Source organism: Paenibacillus vandeheii (assembly GCF_030433635.1).
Taxonomy (GTDB): domain Bacteria; phylum Bacillota; class Bacilli; order Paenibacillales; family Paenibacillaceae; genus Paenibacillus; species Paenibacillus vandeheii.
Genome location: NZ_JAROCD010000013.1, coordinates 1 through 15,604, shown reverse-complemented (window position 1 = coordinate 15,604; position 15,604 = coordinate 1). Strand labels below are relative to the sequence as shown.

General features: G+C 45.9%; 9 protein-coding genes, 11 tRNA genes, 2 rRNA genes and 1 pseudogene. 2 read left to right on the top strand and 21 right to left on the bottom strand.

Annotation, left to right across the window (positions count from 1 at the left end; genetic code table 11):
• The first annotated feature begins 19 nt into the window (after positions 1-19).
• Positions 20-694, top strand: a complete 675-nt coding sequence (locus P5G61_RS23885; protein WP_301248706.1) for a VOC family protein — start codon at positions 20-22, stop codon at positions 692-694.
• Positions 695-851: 157 nt separating this feature from the next.
• Positions 852-1,503, top strand: a pseudogene (catA, locus tag P5G61_RS23880) (type A chloramphenicol O-acetyltransferase); the annotation flags it as partial.
• A gap of 346 nt (positions 1,504-1,849) precedes the next feature.
• Here the strand turns inward: catA and glmS are convergent.
• The 21 genes from glmS to P5G61_RS23775 form a co-directional block, all read right to left on the bottom strand.
• The gene (glmS, locus tag P5G61_RS23875) at positions 1,850-3,682 is read right to left on the bottom strand and encodes a glutamine--fructose-6-phosphate transaminase (isomerizing) (RefSeq protein ID WP_301248705.1); all 1,833 of its coding nucleotides are present in this window, start codon (positions 3,680-3,682) and stop codon (positions 1,850-1,852) included.
• Between the two features lie 245 nt (positions 3,683-3,927).
• Complete coding sequence (locus P5G61_RS23870) at positions 3,928-4,101, bottom strand: hypothetical protein (RefSeq protein ID WP_301248704.1); 174 nt, start codon at positions 4,099-4,101, stop codon at positions 3,928-3,930.
• A 322-nt stretch (positions 4,102-4,423) separates the two neighbouring features.
• Positions 4,424-5,764 carry a phosphoglucosamine mutase gene (glmM, locus tag P5G61_RS23865; RefSeq protein WP_301248703.1) on the bottom strand — a complete coding sequence of 447 codons (1,341 nt, stop codon included), beginning with the start codon at positions 5,762-5,764 and terminating at the stop codon, positions 4,424-4,426.
• 73 nt (positions 5,765-5,837) lie between these two features.
• Positions 5,838-7,319 (bottom strand): CdaR family protein, encoded by a 1,482-nt coding sequence (locus P5G61_RS23860; protein ID WP_301248701.1) that lies wholly within the window; start codon positions 7,317-7,319, stop codon positions 5,838-5,840.
• On the bottom strand, positions 7,312-8,151 hold the full coding sequence (gene cdaA / locus P5G61_RS23855) for a diadenylate cyclase CdaA (RefSeq protein ID WP_024631513.1): 840 nt from the start codon (positions 8,149-8,151) through the stop codon (positions 7,312-7,314). Before cdaA ends, P5G61_RS23860 begins: the two co-directional genes overlap by 8 nt.
• 393 nt (positions 8,152-8,544) lie before the next feature.
• Positions 8,545-9,159 carry a zf-HC2 domain-containing protein gene (locus tag P5G61_RS23850; RefSeq protein ID WP_024631514.1) on the bottom strand — a complete coding sequence of 205 codons (615 nt, stop codon included), beginning with the start codon at positions 9,157-9,159 and terminating at the stop codon, positions 8,545-8,547.
• Positions 9,160-9,295: 136 nt separating this feature from the next.
• On the bottom strand, positions 9,296-9,862 hold the full coding sequence (gene sigW / locus P5G61_RS23845) for an RNA polymerase sigma factor SigW (RefSeq protein WP_017692117.1): 567 nt from the start codon (positions 9,860-9,862) through the stop codon (positions 9,296-9,298).
• Between the two features lie 256 nt (positions 9,863-10,118).
• The gene (gene ppc / locus P5G61_RS23840; RefSeq protein WP_301248700.1) at positions 10,119-12,911 is read right to left on the bottom strand and encodes a phosphoenolpyruvate carboxylase; all 2,793 of its coding nucleotides are present in this window, start codon (positions 12,909-12,911) and stop codon (positions 10,119-10,121) included.
• 573 nt (positions 12,912-13,484) lie between these two features.
• Positions 13,485-13,555: transfer RNA gene (locus tag P5G61_RS23835), tRNA-Gly, on the bottom strand.
• A gap of 9 nt (positions 13,556-13,564) precedes the next feature.
• Positions 13,565-13,638, bottom strand: a tRNA-Pro gene (locus P5G61_RS23830).
• 16 nt (positions 13,639-13,654) lie between these two features.
• Positions 13,655-13,731: transfer RNA gene (locus P5G61_RS23825), tRNA-Arg, on the bottom strand.
• Between the two features lie 6 nt (positions 13,732-13,737).
• A tRNA-Gly gene (locus P5G61_RS23820) sits at positions 13,738-13,812 on the bottom strand.
• Between the two features lie 10 nt (positions 13,813-13,822).
• Positions 13,823-13,903 (bottom strand) — tRNA-Leu (locus P5G61_RS23815).
• A gap of 6 nt (positions 13,904-13,909) precedes the next feature.
• A tRNA-Lys gene (locus P5G61_RS23810) sits at positions 13,910-13,985 on the bottom strand.
• Positions 13,986-14,001: 16 nt separating this feature from the next.
• Positions 14,002-14,076: transfer RNA gene (locus P5G61_RS23805), tRNA-Gln, on the bottom strand.
• Between the two features lie 10 nt (positions 14,077-14,086).
• Positions 14,087-14,162: transfer RNA gene (locus tag P5G61_RS23800), tRNA-Val, on the bottom strand.
• A 123-nt stretch (positions 14,163-14,285) separates the two neighbouring features.
• Positions 14,286-14,357: transfer RNA gene (locus P5G61_RS23795), tRNA-Glu, on the bottom strand.
• Positions 14,358-14,367: 10 nt separating this feature from the next.
• A tRNA-Thr gene (locus P5G61_RS23790) sits at positions 14,368-14,440 on the bottom strand.
• Positions 14,441-14,443: 3 nt separating this feature from the next.
• Positions 14,444-14,519: transfer RNA gene (locus P5G61_RS23785), tRNA-Asn, on the bottom strand.
• 84 nt (positions 14,520-14,603) lie between these two features.
• Positions 14,604-14,720: ribosomal RNA gene (gene rrf, locus P5G61_RS23780) — 5S ribosomal RNA — on the bottom strand.
• Positions 14,721-14,865: 145 nt separating this feature from the next.
• A 23S ribosomal RNA gene (locus tag P5G61_RS23775) occupies positions 14,866-15,604 on the bottom strand; the annotation flags it as partial.

The window sequence follows — 15,604 nt, the reverse complement described above, 5'->3', positions numbered from 1 at the left end:
CAGAGGGAGAGTGACTTGAATGCAAATAAAAGAGGTGGGCTTGCTCACAGATCAAATGGAGGCAATGAAGCAGTTTTACGGTACGTTATTGGAGTTGGAGCTACTGAAGGAGAATACAACGGTTGTATCGTTCCGCACAGGAGGTTCGATTCTTTCATTTCAGCAAGCTCCTGGTCAGGATAAGCCATTCTATCATGTGGCATTTACGATTCCAACAAACCAACTCGCTGCAGCCAAGAAGTGGGTTCAAGATCGAAACATCTCTTTGCTTTCCAAGGACGATAAAGATGAGTTCTATTTCCCCTACTGGGATGCGACAGCTTTCTATTTCTATGACCCCAGCGGCAATTTGATGGAGTTCATCGCGCACCATTCCTTGGATAATGCAGTCGACGAAGCCTTCGATTCTGGGCAGCTGCTGTGCATCAGCGAGATCGGCCTCCCCGTCGATGATGTACCCGATACAATAAGTACAATGAATGGACAGTATCAACTTGAACCCTTTGCCGGAGACGGAAAGCAATTTGCCCCCATCGGTGACGCAGAAGGCATGTTTATTGTCATCGACAAAGAGCTGCCCTGGTTCCCAGACGGGCGTATGCCTGGTGTTTTTGCCACTGAGGTAAAAGTTGAAACTGAACAGACTGGGAGCATTTCGTTACAGAATGGTTTGTACTCTATTATTTCGAATTAAATCAGAGATTCATGTGTTGTGATGAAGTGTGTTGTTTTTCAAATAAATATTTATGATACAATAATTGGGACTCTTAAAAAAGGATTGATTCCAATGAAGAAAGCAGACAAATCAGCCTCCTAATTTCACTTTAGATAAAAATTAGGAGGCATATCAAATGAACTTTAATAAAATTGATATAGACAATTGGAATAGAAAAGAGATATTTAATCATTATTTGAACCAACAAACGACTTTTAGCATAACCACAGAAATTGATATTAGTGTTCTATACCGAAACATTAAACAAATAGGATATAAATTTTATCCTGCATTAATTTTCTTAGTAACAAGTGTGATAAACTCAAATACAGCTTTTAGAACTGGTTACAATAGCGAAGGAGATTTAGGTTATTGGGATAAGTTAGACCCACTTTATACGATTTTTGATAGTATATCTGAAACATTCTCTGGTATTTGGACTACTGGAAAGGATGACTTCAAAGAGTTTTATGATCTTTACCTCTCCGATGTAGAGAAATATAAAGATTCTGGGAAATTGTTTCCGAAAACACCTATACCTGAATATACTTTTTCCATTTCTATTCTTCCATGGACTTCATTTACGGGGTTTAACTTAAATATCAATAATAACAGTAATTATCTTCTGCCCATTATTACAGCAGGAAAATTCATTAGTGAGGGCAATTCAATATATGTACCGTTGTCTTTACAAGTCCATCATTCGGTTTGTGATGGTTATCATACAGGATTGTTTATGAGCTCTATCCAGGAATTCGCAGATAGATCTAATGATTGGCTTTTATAATAATTAGAAAATGAGATGTCTCACAAGCTCTTAAAAAATGCATATCGATGAAGAGTACTAACCTGATATGTACATACGGGACGAAGCAAAGGTCTATCCTGCTTCGTCCCGTTTATGCTTTTCCATCATTCTTTTCAAATGGCTGGGTGTTACCTCCATTTTACCAAGGAACGGTTTTTTTGTTTTACAATTTAGAAAACGGGGCTGTCCCTAGCCATTTTTATGACTTGTGGGACAGCCCCGTTCTAATGTCAATAACTTGCCTGCTAGCTAAATGAAGCATCGTCAGTCTAACATTTTAAGAACTTTATTTTCTTCTGTCATCTTTGAATTTAAAGACAATTCCCTTACTCTACCGTTACACTTTTCGCCAGGTTACGGGGTTTATCCACATCGTGGCCCAGTGCGAGGGAAGCATAGTATGCAAGCAATTGCAATGCTACAACAGACAGAGCCGGGCTAAGCAGTGGCAGCGTCTTAGGAATAGCAAACGCTTGGTCAACGGATTTCAGCAATGGTGCTACGTGCTCTTCGTACGTAATTGCCAGTACGTCTGCGCCACGTGCTTTCACTTCTTTGATGTTGCTCACGGTTTTTTCCAGAACATTCTCCTGTGTTGCCAGAGCAATGACAGGGATACCTTCCTCGATCAAGGCGAGCGTACCATGTTTCAACTCACCCGCAGCATACGCTTCGGAGTGAATATAAGAGATCTCTTTCAACTTCAACGAACCTTCTTGTGCTACTGCATAGTCCAGACCACGGCCGATGAAGAAGAGATGTTCATGTTTGGAGATTTGTTCTGCATATCCTTTGATTGCTTCCGCTTGCTCCAACATGGATTCCACTTGCTCAGGCAATGCTTGCATCGCTGCCAACGTGTGCGCAATTTCTTCTGCTGTTTGTGTTCCACGAACTTGCGCAAGGTACAGACCCAGCAGGTTGAACGCGATCAATTGCGAAGTGTACGCTTTAGTGGAGGCTACCGCAATTTCCGGTCCTGCCAGCGTTGCGATTACATCGTCTGCATCACGTGCAATGGAGCTGCCCACAACGTTAGTGATGGCGAGTACATGTGCACCATTCGACTGTGCTTCACGCAGTGCAGCAAGGGTATCTGCTGTCTCACCGGATTGGCTCACCACGATTACAAGTGTATCTTTGCTCACGATCGGGGAACGATAGCGGTATTCAGAAGCAACATCTGTTTCTACCGGAATACGCACCAATTGCTCAATTACAGTACGTCCAACCAGACCCGCATGGTACGCCGTACCACAAGCGATGATTTGAACGTTACGAATATTTTTAATTTGCTCTTCTGTCATTTTCAACTCAGGAAGTTGAACTTTTTTGCCTTCATTGTCGATGCGACCCAGCATTGTATCACGATATGCTTTTGGTTGCTCATGAATTTCTTTCAGCATGAAGTGCTCAAATCCGCCTTTTTCTGCGGTCACAGCATCCCAATCGACATGAATCATTTCCCGAGAAATAAAGTTGCCTTCAATCGTCATCAATTCGACAGCATCATGTGTCAAAACAGCCATTTCACCGTCATTCAGAATGTACACATTGCGTGTATGCTCCAGAATTGCCGGGATATCGGAACCGATAAAGTTCTCGCCTTCACCAATACCAATAATCAGTGGGCTTGCTTGACGCACAGCTACGAGTTTCTCAGGCTCATACTCTGTCAGAACACCCAGCGCGAACGCTCCGCGCATCAATGTGATCACTTTTTGCACAGCTTTAACGATATCTCCATCGTATTCACGTGCAATCAGGTGAGAGATAACTTCAGTATCTGTCTCGGATGTGAAAGTATGGCCTTGAGCAATCAGTTCGTCTTTCAGATCCAGATAGTTCTCGATAATTCCGTTATGAACAACAGAGAACTTCTGGCTCTCATCCGTGTGGGGATGGGAGTTCTCATCTGATGGCTTACCATGAGTAGCCCAGCGAGTGTGTCCGATTCCGGCATTACCTACCAGCGGAGCACCCTCCAGTTTGGCTTCAAGGTTCGCAAGACGTCCCAGAGCTTTGGAAATTTGCAGACCTTCCGGCGTAAATACCGCAATACCTGCAGAGTCATAACCACGATATTCAAGCTTTTTCAATCCTTCGATCAATACCGATTGAGTGTTCTTATTACCAATATATCCAACAATACCGCACATAGTTTAGTTCCTCCGATTGTATATGAATACTGCGCTACGAAGAGAAACAGGCTGGCACGGCATATCAGAAAAATGAAAATGATTGCCTAACGTATCATGAATACTTTTCAACTATTCAATTATCAATGATCAGAGCAGCCTCTTGCCGCTCCGCAGTCATAAGCTGTTATTAGATGCAATCATGAATGTACATCATTTTCCCGTCCGCGCACTGTTCACGCTCTTCGCGCACATTCATTTGAATTTTAGTTGATTCTTGCACCTACCGGCACGTTGTGTGGACAGTCACCCATCCATTTTCCGCAATCCGGTTTACGGCTCTGGTGCATCACCGGGAGGTCCCCGCCGAACAATCCGAACACCTCCACCTCGTCAGCTTGATTGCCGTCGATCCTGCTCAGTAGTCTCTCATACTTCAAGATTCGTACCGATCAAAATCCTTCCCGCGCAACTTCAAGCTCTGGCGCTTGTGTAACTAGTACCTTACGATCCTCACTTTCTGTGTCTGAATGACGACTCCACTCATTATATGCACGTCAGGTTCATTTTGCAATGGAGCAAAGTACCTGTGACAATTTCGGCATATTTACCCACAATCCCGACCCGATAAACAGACCCATGGTCTCACTAGGCCGGGACGTAGGGATATGGGTTTATATGGAATAATCCCTGTTAGATTAAGCCTTATGTGACAGTGATTCCCTTGACACAACTGTGTCTGTAAAACCTATCGATCAGGTTCTATACCAGTTCTTTTTGCACTACATCTGCAATTTGAGACACGAATTGTTCAAGTTCATTCTTATCTGGTCCTTCCGCCATAACACGGATCAGGGATTCGGTCCCGGACGCACGAACAAGTACCCGTCCATTATCACCCAGCTGTTGCTCTACTGTAGCAATCGCTTGCTCAATCGCAGAATTGCCCTCGTATTTACTCTTATCTTCAACACGCACGTTCACCAATACTTGTGGGTACTGGGTCATCAGCGCCTTAAGTTCACTCAGCTTTTTACCGGAAGCTTTCAAGGTATCCACGAGCTGAATCGCTGTCAGCATTCCATCGCCTGTTGTATTGTAATCCAGGAAAATAACATGACCGGACTGCTCTCCACCCAGGTTGTAACCCCCACGGCGCATTTCTTCCATCACATAACGGTCACCTACGGCAGTCTTTGCTGTTTTCAGTGCCAGTTTCTCCGTTGCTTTGTAGAATCCGATGTTACTCATTACAGTAGATACCACGGTACTGTCTTTCAGCTTGCCTGCACGATTCATCGCATCACCACAGATGCACAGAATAAAGTCACCATCAACCTCAGCACCTGTCTCATCAATAGCAATCAGACGATCCGCATCCCCGTCAAAAGCAAGACCCAGATCCGCTTTATGTTTCAGCACCTCTTGTTTCAAATGCTCCGGGTGAGTTGATCCGCATTGCTCATTGATATTCAGGCCGTTAGGCTCAGCGCCAATAGCAATGACTTCTGCACCAAGTTCTCTGAACAATTTTGGTGCCAGCTCATAAGCTGCTCCATTAGCGCAGTCCAGAACAATTTTGAGTCCTGAGAACGACTCATTTACGGTTGTTTTCAGATAGTCCAAATAACGATAACGGGATTCTTCATCCACGGTTACGGTTCCCAAACCACCACCTACAGGACGAGGCAATTGATCCGTTTCTGCATCCATCAGTTCTTCGATCCGGTTCTCTGTCTCATCCGACAGTTTGAAGCCATCTCCGCCAAAAAATTTGATTCCGTTATCCTCAACCGGATTGTGGGAAGCCGAGATCATTACCCCTGCATCGGCCTTCAGCAGACGAGCAATATACGCCACTCCAGGAGTGGATACAACGCCCAGACGAATTACATCAGCGCCAATGGATAGCAAACCTGCAACCAGTGCGGATTCCAGCATCAGCCCCGAGATACGGGTATCCATACCGATAACCACTTTTGGTCTCTCCACACCACCTGCAAGCACATAACCACCACAGCGTCCGATGCTGTAAGCCAGCTCCGCCGTTAACTCTTTATTGGCAACACCTCTTACACCGTCTGTACCAAAATATTTCCCCATGATCTAACTCCTTCTATTCGCATCATATAAGAGCATAAACGTTATTTTAAAATTTTGATCTGAACATTTTCTTTTACGGGTTGGAGCCACTATTGCTGCTACCGCTGTTATTGGAGTTACCTCGATTGGTATTCCCCTGCTGGCTCTGCTCCTGATTGTCCGTATTCGATTCTGTTTCTTCTTCTCCAGGAGCAGTTTCGGTATCCCCATTCTCAACTTCGACTGGTGAAGGATCAGGCCCTATCGTCCCTTCATCCTTCGGATCCTCGCCGGGAGCAACCGTCGTATCATCAGCCTTTTCACTGATCTTGACGGTAGCGCTCAGATCATTTGATGATTCATCCAGTTTGGCAAAACGAGGCAAGTCAGCCTCAAGCTTTATTTCATGCGTGCCTACCGTAAGTCCAGTAAGATCCGCAGTCAGCTTAATATCATCGCTATTTAGACCTTCAAGCATCGTTGAAGAACCTTTAAGCGTAATATTTAAGCCACCGCTTTTGGGAGTAACCAATGTCCCTTCCAGCCCGTTCCCGGCGCCAGTAAGCGTAATGGGGACGTTCGGAAAGACTTTGGTCGTCTCCTGAAGCTCATCGTAAGGCGATACCGTCACCTTAAGCTGAATCGAACTAGGCTCGATTTTCTCAAAACCGGAAGGCGGCGTCAAGTCCACGTTAACTGTCGACGTTCCTGCCCCATCAAACTGTGTGAGATCAAGGGTTACTTGGTCGTAGGACTGAATACCCGCAAGAGCATCCTCTGCACCGTAAACCGAGACTTCTTTCACGCTTGGCTCAACCGTGGAGAGCACCAGCCCCTCCGGCAGTTGTCCTGAATATTTGATTCTTAAGGGTACAGTTGTATAGGGCTGCCTGACCGGAATCCGAACTTCAACGGTCTCTGGTGTAACTATCGCATTTTCAATGACCTTGCCCTCGGCGTCGAATGCCTGAAGCTTCACTTTTTTCTGAACCACATCATCCTTCGCATCCTTCACGCTCACACTGCCCTGAACCTTCGCTACGGCGTCAAGCTGCCCTTCCGGCAGAGTTACCTTAACTGGCCCTGAAGGTTCAACAACGGGCGTTCCAGCGCTGTATCCGGCGGAAGGTTCTCCTTCGGGTACAATATTCACGTCGAAAGATTTGGTGCCCAGTTTTTCCACGTTGACTGTAACCATGGAAGGCTCCATGCTCACCACTTCAACTCCGGAAGGCAGATCCGGTACTAAAGGTAACGTGTTGGACCCATCTTTCACCTGACTCAGATCCACTAGCACTTTATAATCATCATTCGTAAAAATCGAAGTTAACATCGAGCGCTGCCCTTTAATCTCCAGACGTACTTCATCCGTACTTAATGAAGTAAGGACGTAGGAGTTGCTGTCGAGCCCATAGGGCTGAATAGGCACGGTACGCTCCACAACCTTATTGGTCGTCCCAGTTGAGATCGTCGGCGTAGTTGGTACTTCATCCAGATGTATCATGAACCAAAGCAACAAACTCACCGCTAAGGCTAGAATCTTCGCAAAATTGTTATTGTTAAACCATTTATCCATTTTTACGCCCCCCCTTCCGTTTCCAGAAGGTAGTCCAACCATTCTTTTTACTTAGATTGGATGTTGGACGCAGTTCTTCGTACAGTTTGGCAATCAGCGATTCTTCCTTGATATCCCGGACGACCTGTCCATTCATTGCAAGAGACACTTGTCCCGTCTCCTCTGAAACAACCAGACAGATCGCGTCTGCCACCTCAGTAATCCCGATTGCTGCACGGTGACGCGTTCCCAGCTCCTTGCTGATAAACGGATTCTCGGACAATGGCAAATAACAGGCTGCCGCCGAAATCTGTTTGCCCTGTATAATGACGGCTCCATCATGGAGCGGTGTATTCGGAATAAAAATGTTAATCATCAGCTCCGAGCTAACCAGTGATTGCATCTGGATCCCGGACTCCGTGTAATCGTTCAGGCCGGTTTCGCGTTCGAATACAACCAATGCACCAATTTTTCGCCGTGACAAATAATTGACGGACTTAATGATCTCACCAATTAACACCGTTAATTCTTCGTCACTTGCCGCTGCCGAGCGTCCAAACAGCTTGCCACGGCCCAATTGCTCCAGACCACGGCGCAGCTCCGGCTGAAAGATAATAAAGACCGCAACGACACCAAACGTAAACATCTGGTTCATCAGCCATTTGAGCGTATAGAGATTTAGCCACGTACTTAGTGCCCAGATCACCACAAGGAACAATATACCTTTTAGCAGTTGAACCGCACGGGTGCCTCGCACGAGCAAAATCAGTTTGTACATAATATAGGTAACGATCAATATATCGATAACGTCCTTAATGGACTCTTTCCACGTTAAGTCAGCAAAATAGTTCATAAGCCAGCCCCCGCTATCCCCATTGATGAGTAAACCCTGATCTCATATTAACCCATTAGGATTTAAATAATCCTTATCTCGCATTTTTGCATCATTCGATTCAAGCTCGCTCCCAGGCACAAAATATAAACGAATTGAACCATTTCGATCTATATTTTGCTGATTGAAGAACGCTCTTTGAATTTAGGCAAAATGCTTATCTATATGTAGTAGTATGTTCTCTTTAGTATCTAGGTTATAACGTTAACGTTCAGGTTGCAAGTTACGGGAGTCACAAACTGCGCAGAAACAACACAAATCCCATAAATTACAAAGTTCATAAGATAAAAAAGAGTACCCCAGCAATCTGGAGGTACCCTGCTTGGTATATACCATTGAAGAAGTCACCCTATATTAGCGGTATGCCACTTCATTTACCATATTGGTTATTTTGTACCAGAACCAGTCCAGCGCCTGATCAATACTTTTCACCTGACCGGAAATATGCGCCGTTGAAGCCTGATACAGCTGTCCGTCGATGACCGTCAGATTGCCATTTACATCACCGTACACCTGGGCAGTTCCATTCTCTATCGTAAGATCGCCAGCAATGGACTTACCCTCCGGAACAATAACCGTGTTTCCTTCAATCACGATCTGGTCCAGATTATTTCCCTTAACGACCATTTCGTTATTCTGATTCCAGAAATTCCAGGCGCTAAAGAGCATCACGACCAAAAAGAAGGCTGCCGCCGTCAGCGCGGGATGTCCTTTGACCCATTTGAGCCATACTTGCTGTCTCTTGGGCTGGGGCAGAGCATTCATAATTCGATTGGTCAGCTCATCCGAGGCAGACGGTGAATAGTGTTTCATGGCAAAGAGTAGCATTTCCGTCTGTTCCAACTCTTTAAAGCGCATGCGACAATCCGGACAGGTCACAAGGTGACTTTTCAGGTCAACCTTCTGGGCCGGGGACAACGACTCATCCAAACATTCATGCATTAAAGAGACGGCCGAGTTGCAATCCATATGAGAGCCAATCCTTTCTTAGATCACTTAGTCCTTGCATTGCCAAAAAGCACGCATAAGACTTGCATACATTACATACGTATCCGTTTCGGATATGTTTCAAATAATTTCGCCCAAAATAAAAGACGTTTTACATTTACAACTTATACTCCAGTTTTTTACGCAAAAAATCACGACCCCGATGAACACGAGTCTTAATCGTTGTTACGGGCATACCTGTCACATCACTGATTTCCTGCAGCGACAAGTCCTGTAAATATCTCAAAATCATGACTGATTTATACTTGGCCGGCAAACTGTCAATCGCTTCACGGATAAGTGTCTGTGTCTCAGACAAAAGCGCTTCGCTCTCTGGTGTACGATCATCACTGGGAAGCATCGCATATCCGTCAGATCCTTCCTGATCATTAAGCTCTGCATCCAATGAGTAAGAAGGCTTCTTCCGCCGTAAGCGGTCAATACACAGATTGGTTGCAATCCGGTAAATCCAGGTTGAGAACTTCTGGTTCGGATCATACTTCTCCATATTACGAAACACACGCAAAAACGTCTCCTGTACAACGTCTTCGGCTTCATGACGATTGTTCAGCATCCGGTATGCCAGATGAAACAGCTTGTCCTTGTATAATTCAACGATTTCTGCAAAGGCTCGCTGGTCACCCTTCAGTACCAGCTTAACAAGCCTGTTCTCCAAATTGTCCACCCTTATTCCCCCAGACATGCTGATGGGTCTTCCGCCTTCTGATACCCGTCCACACTTGTAATTCACCAATCAAATCGTAAATCAACTTTGGTCAAAAATCAAGACTGTGCCGGAAAATATCCGCCAAAAACAGTAAAAACGGGAACTCCAGAAGGAGTCCCGTTTCATCTCTCACTCAAGCTGAGGAAAAAATTAAGCTATTTGCTGTCTACATGGCTGTAAAATTCACTTCATTAATTCTTAAGCAGCTTAACGATCAGCCGGTATTCCGAAGTCCTGCAGCAATACCGTTAATCGTCAGCAGCACTTCACGCAGCAGCTCTGTGTCATCCTCGCCGCGCTCACGCATGTCTCTGAGCTCACTCAGAAGTTGGACCTGCATGTAGGACAAAGGATCGACATACGGATTACGAAGTCGGATCGACTCTTGAATCACCGGTACATCATCCAGAATTTCAGCTTCTCCGGTAATTTTCAGAATCAGCTCTTTGGTAAGCTTGAATTCCGATTCAATCTGACCATAGATGCGATCACGTGCTTCCTTATTGGAAGTCATGGCAGAGTATTCCTTCGCAATGACCAGATCTGCTTTGGCAATAGCCATCTGCACCGTATCAATTAGTGTACGGAAGAATGGGAAGTTTTCATACATTTCTTTCAGGACATTCAGATTCTCTTCCTTATCCTGATAGTAACTTTGCAGTCCCGTTCCTGCCGCATACCATGCGGGAAGCAGATAACGACTCTGGGTCCAGGCAAATACCCAAGGGATCGCTCTCAGATCCTCGAACTTGTCGCTGTTTTTCCGTTTGGATGGACGTGAACCAATATTTAGTTCTCCCACCTCAGGCAGCGGTGTCGATTCCTTGAAGAAGGTAAAGAAGTCTGGATCACGGAAAATAAGATCCTGGTATTTCGTCAGGGATACTTCGGAAATATCCTTGATAATGCTGTCCCACTGTTGCTCCGATTCCGACTCTTGCGGCTCCAGACCGTTCAGCGCAGCTGTGATCAAAGCCGATGTGGCCTGCTCAAGACTGCGGTATGCAATTCCCTGAAGGGAGTAACGGGAAGAGATAACCTCACCCTGCTCTGTAATCTTAATGCCCCCGCCAATAGTATGTGGTGGTTGAGCAAGAATACTGCGGTTGAGAGGCATACCTCCACGTCCAAGCGCTCCGCCGCGTCCATGGAAGAACTTCAGTTTAACGCCATGTTCATTACCAACAGCGGTAATAGCATTCATCGCTACACGCAGCTCCCAGTTCGCTGTAACAACCCCGCCATCCTTGTTACTGTCCGAATAACCCAGCATGATTTCATGCAGTTCATTCCGCCCGCTTACACTTGCACGGTAAACCGGAAGGTTGAACAGCTTCTGCATAATTTCCGAAGCGGCATGAAGATCATCAATCGTTTCAAACAATGGAACTGCTTGAAGCGTAGATACCACTTCACCGTTATGTTCTTTGCGGAACAAACCTACTTCTTTGGCAAATACCATAACTTCGAGCAGATCACTTGCCCCTTGGGTCATACTAATCAGGTAACTTGTGATACAACCGGTCCCAAACTCGCTCTGTGCACGCTTGATCGTACGGAATACGTCCAGACACTCTTTGGTCCCCTCTGTGTATTGGTGATAAGGGGAAGTCAGCGGACGAGGGTCATCCAGCAAACGAGCCAGCAAATCGATTTTGCCATCCTCCGTCAGACGAGCATAATCTTCTACGATGTTCATCTTAGCCAAAATCTCCGACATCGCATTTTCATGTTCCTTACTGTGTTGACGCACATCCAATGCAGCTGTATGGAATCCGAACAGCTCCACTTGACGGATCATTTTGCGAATAGTCGTATCGGCTACGTAATCGGCAAAGTGATGGCGCAGGCTGCGATCAATAATCATCAGATCATCCATCAGTCCTTGAGCGTTGTCATAGCGGTCTGGCTGTCCTACTTTGTTCTCATCCAAAACATTGTTTAGCTTGGCAATCATGTATGCCAATTTGATACGGTATGGCTCTTTTTCGTTCCGCCACATATCCACTTTTTTCAATGTTACACAACTACGGTCCTGCTCAATCGACTGCACCAGCTCATCCGATACGCTGATGATGTTCGTGCTGAAGCTGAGATGCCCCATAAGTTCAATCATAATCCGTTGATACTCACGCAAAGCGAGCTTACGCTGCATCAACAGGGTCTGCCATGTTACATCTGAAGTTACCGAAGGATTTCCATCCCGGTCTCCACCGATCCAGGAACCGAACCGCAAATACGTCGGCACATGCCAGTCATGGTCAGGATAAAATTTATTCAGGCAGCGTTCAAGCTCCTGGTATACATCCGGAAGTACATGGAACAACGTTTCATGAAAGTAATACATCCCGTTCCGCACTTCATCGAGCACAGTTGGTTTACGGTCACGAAGCTCATCGGTCTGCCATAGTGTAATGACTTCGTTCAGCAGCTTCTCCCGCAACTGTTCACGTTCACGCAACGTCAGCGTAGGATTATCAAGTGACATGACATCTTCGGATATCCGTTTGTGGATGTCCAGAATAACCCGACGCATAGCTTCGGTTGGATGAGCTGTCATCACCAGTTCCAGAGATAAATCGTCTAGAATATCCTCTACTTCCGTATGAGACAGTCCACGTTCCTTCAGATCCTGTACTGCTTTTTCAATCGAACCTGGCTGCACAGAATCTCCTGCAGAACGTTCATAATCCCGTTTACGCCGGATCCGATGGTTTTGTTCAGCAATATTAACTAATTGAAAATAAATCGCAAAAGCTCGAATCACCTGATGGCGATTTTCCGAGTCTAATTCCTGGATCATCGTTTTGAACTCTGCATAAAGTTCTGGCAAGAACTCTGCACGCAACGATTTGCTCGTTTCCCGAATCTTCTCAACGATATCTAGAAGCTCCGTGCCTCCTTGATGGACAAGAACTTCTCCGAGTATATTGCCCAGGAACCGCACGTCTCGCCGAAGCAGGTTGTTGGATTGGCTTTTGCTGGCGGTTACCATAGTTTCAGTCATGCTTATCCTCCCATCTGATCGTTCCATTCGTACACGTAAATTTGACACCTTCATAACATCATACAATAAAATGGTACGAAAATCTTTATTTTTCTACTAGTAAAAATGGGGATTTACCCTGATTTACAGCACAAAAACACGCTTTATTATTCATTTTCTTGTTCTGCTTCGATTAATGGTCAGATGCTGTCACATGATACCCTTTTCACGTACTTTTCATCATTCGAATAACTCATACCTATACTTATTTCCTCATAAATATACAGTTAGACTGAGAATGTTCATTGTACTGATTGGGTTCATATCTACATATTCCATTATTACAAACCAGACGAAACATAAAGAAACATGACCGGCAAAGCAAGCTTTTGTATACTTTATCACAGTGATGCAATAAATTAAAGAGTGTATTAAAAAATTTTTTGATTCTTTTAGCAGAAATAATGAAGAGGTTAGAGGTATTCTTACACTTATCAAATGAGTATAGGGGAAGATTGGTATTATAATGAGGTATTGTTCCTATAAATAAAAGAAAAGCCTCTGTGTAAACAGAGACCTTTCAATGTAACATGAAGCGGGTGATGGGAATCGAACCCACGCTATTAGCTTGGAAGGCTAAAGTTCTACCATTGAACTACACCCGCAAATAAAAATCGGGATGACACGATTTGAACATGCGACCCCCTGGTCCCAAACCAGGTGCTCTACCAAGCTGAGCTACATCCCGATACTTATGAAAATAATGGCGCGCCCTGAGAGATTCGAACTCCCGGCCTTTTGATTCGTAGTCAAACGCTCTATCCAGCTGAGCTAAGGGCGCAAATATTGGAGCGGACGACGGGAATCGAACCCGCGACCCTCGCCTTGGCAAGGCGATGCTCTACCGCTGAGCCACGTCCGCTTATAAAGGATGCGCGTGGAGGGACTTGAACCCCCACGTCAAAGACGCTAGATCCTAAGTCTAGTGCGTCTGCCAATTCCGCCACACGCGCATATAATGGTGAGTCATGAAGGGCTCGAACCTTCGACACCCTGATTAAAAGTCAGGTGCTCTACCAACTGAGCTAATGACTCAAACTAAAAACTAAAATGGCTGGGGATATAGGATTTGAACCTATGCATGACGGAGTCAAAGTCCGTTGCCTTACCGCTTGGCTAATCCCCATTAAGTTAAGTGGTGGAGGCTGAGGGGATCGAACCCCCGACCCTCTGCTTGTAAGGCAGATGCTCTCCCAGCTGAGCTAAGCCTCCATCCTATGACCCGTAGGGGATACTCTCACTTCATTCGAGACTGCGAAGCAGTTGCTAACGAAGCTAATCCTCCGACGAACCTTTGGAATTCTCATCCCTTTTTTAAGCTAATAAAAATAACTATGACCCGTAGGGGATTCGAACCCCTGTTACCTCCGTGAAAGGGAGGTGTCTTAACCCCTTGACCAACGGGCCCCATTTCCAAAGCTCTCAACCGGGATCGAACCGGTGACCTCATCCTTACCATGGATGCACTCTACCTACTGAGCTATGAGAGCAAATGGCTCCCCGAACAGGGCTCGAACCTGTGACAACTCGATTAACAGTCGAGTGCTCTACCAACTGAGCTATCAGGGAATAATATGCATTTGCAGTGCAAATGCAATTCATCATACAACGTTAACATGCAGAGCCTGTTTTCTATGTAGGATGAAAGAGTTCGCTTGGCGGCGTCCTACTCTCCCAGGACCCTGCGGTCCAAGTACCATCGGCGCTAGAGGGCTTAACGGTCGTGTTCGGGATGGGTACGTGTGGAACCCCTCCGCCATCGCCACCAAACGTGATTTGTCGAAGCATAGCTTCTCAAAATCCATTGTAGAACTGAAAATCATACACACATCCGTGATGTACCAATTTTCATTTCAGAGATTATTCTCTGAAAACTAGATCCGAAACGAAATTTGCGATGTACAACCTGCATATCTTGGATAAGCCCTCGACCGATTAGTACTGGTCAGCTCCATGCATTGCTGCACTTCCACCCCCAGCCTATCTACCTCGTCGTCTTCAAGGGGTCTTACATACTGGGAAATCTCATCTTGAGGGGGGCTTCACGCTTAGATGCTTTCAGCGCTTATCCCTTCCGTACATAGCTACCCAGCGGTGCTCCTGGCGGAACAACTGGTACACCAGCGGTACGTCCATCCCGGTCCTCTCGTACTAAGGACAGCTCCTCTCAAATTTCCTACGCCCACGACAGATAGGGACCGAACTGTCTCACGACGTTCTGAACCCAGCTCGCGTACCGCTTTAATGGGCGAACAGCCCAACCCTTGGGACCTACTTCAGCCCCAGGATGCGATGAGCCGACATCGAGGTGCCAAACCTCCCCGTCGATGTGGACTCTTGGGGGAGATAAGCCTGTTATCCCCAGGGTAGCTTTTATCCGTTGAGCGATGGCCCTTCCATGCGGTACCACCGGATCACTAAGCCCGACTTTCGTCCCTGCTCGACTTGTAGGTCTCGCAGTCAAGCTCCCTTATGCCTTTGCACTCTTCGAATGATTTCCAACCATTCTGAGGGAACCTTTGGGCGCCTCCGTTACTCTTTAGGAGGCGACCGCCCCAGTCAAACTGCCCACCTGACACTGTCCCCGCACCGGATTACGGTACCAGGTTAGAACCTAGATACGATCAGGGTGGTATCCCAACGGTGCCTCCACA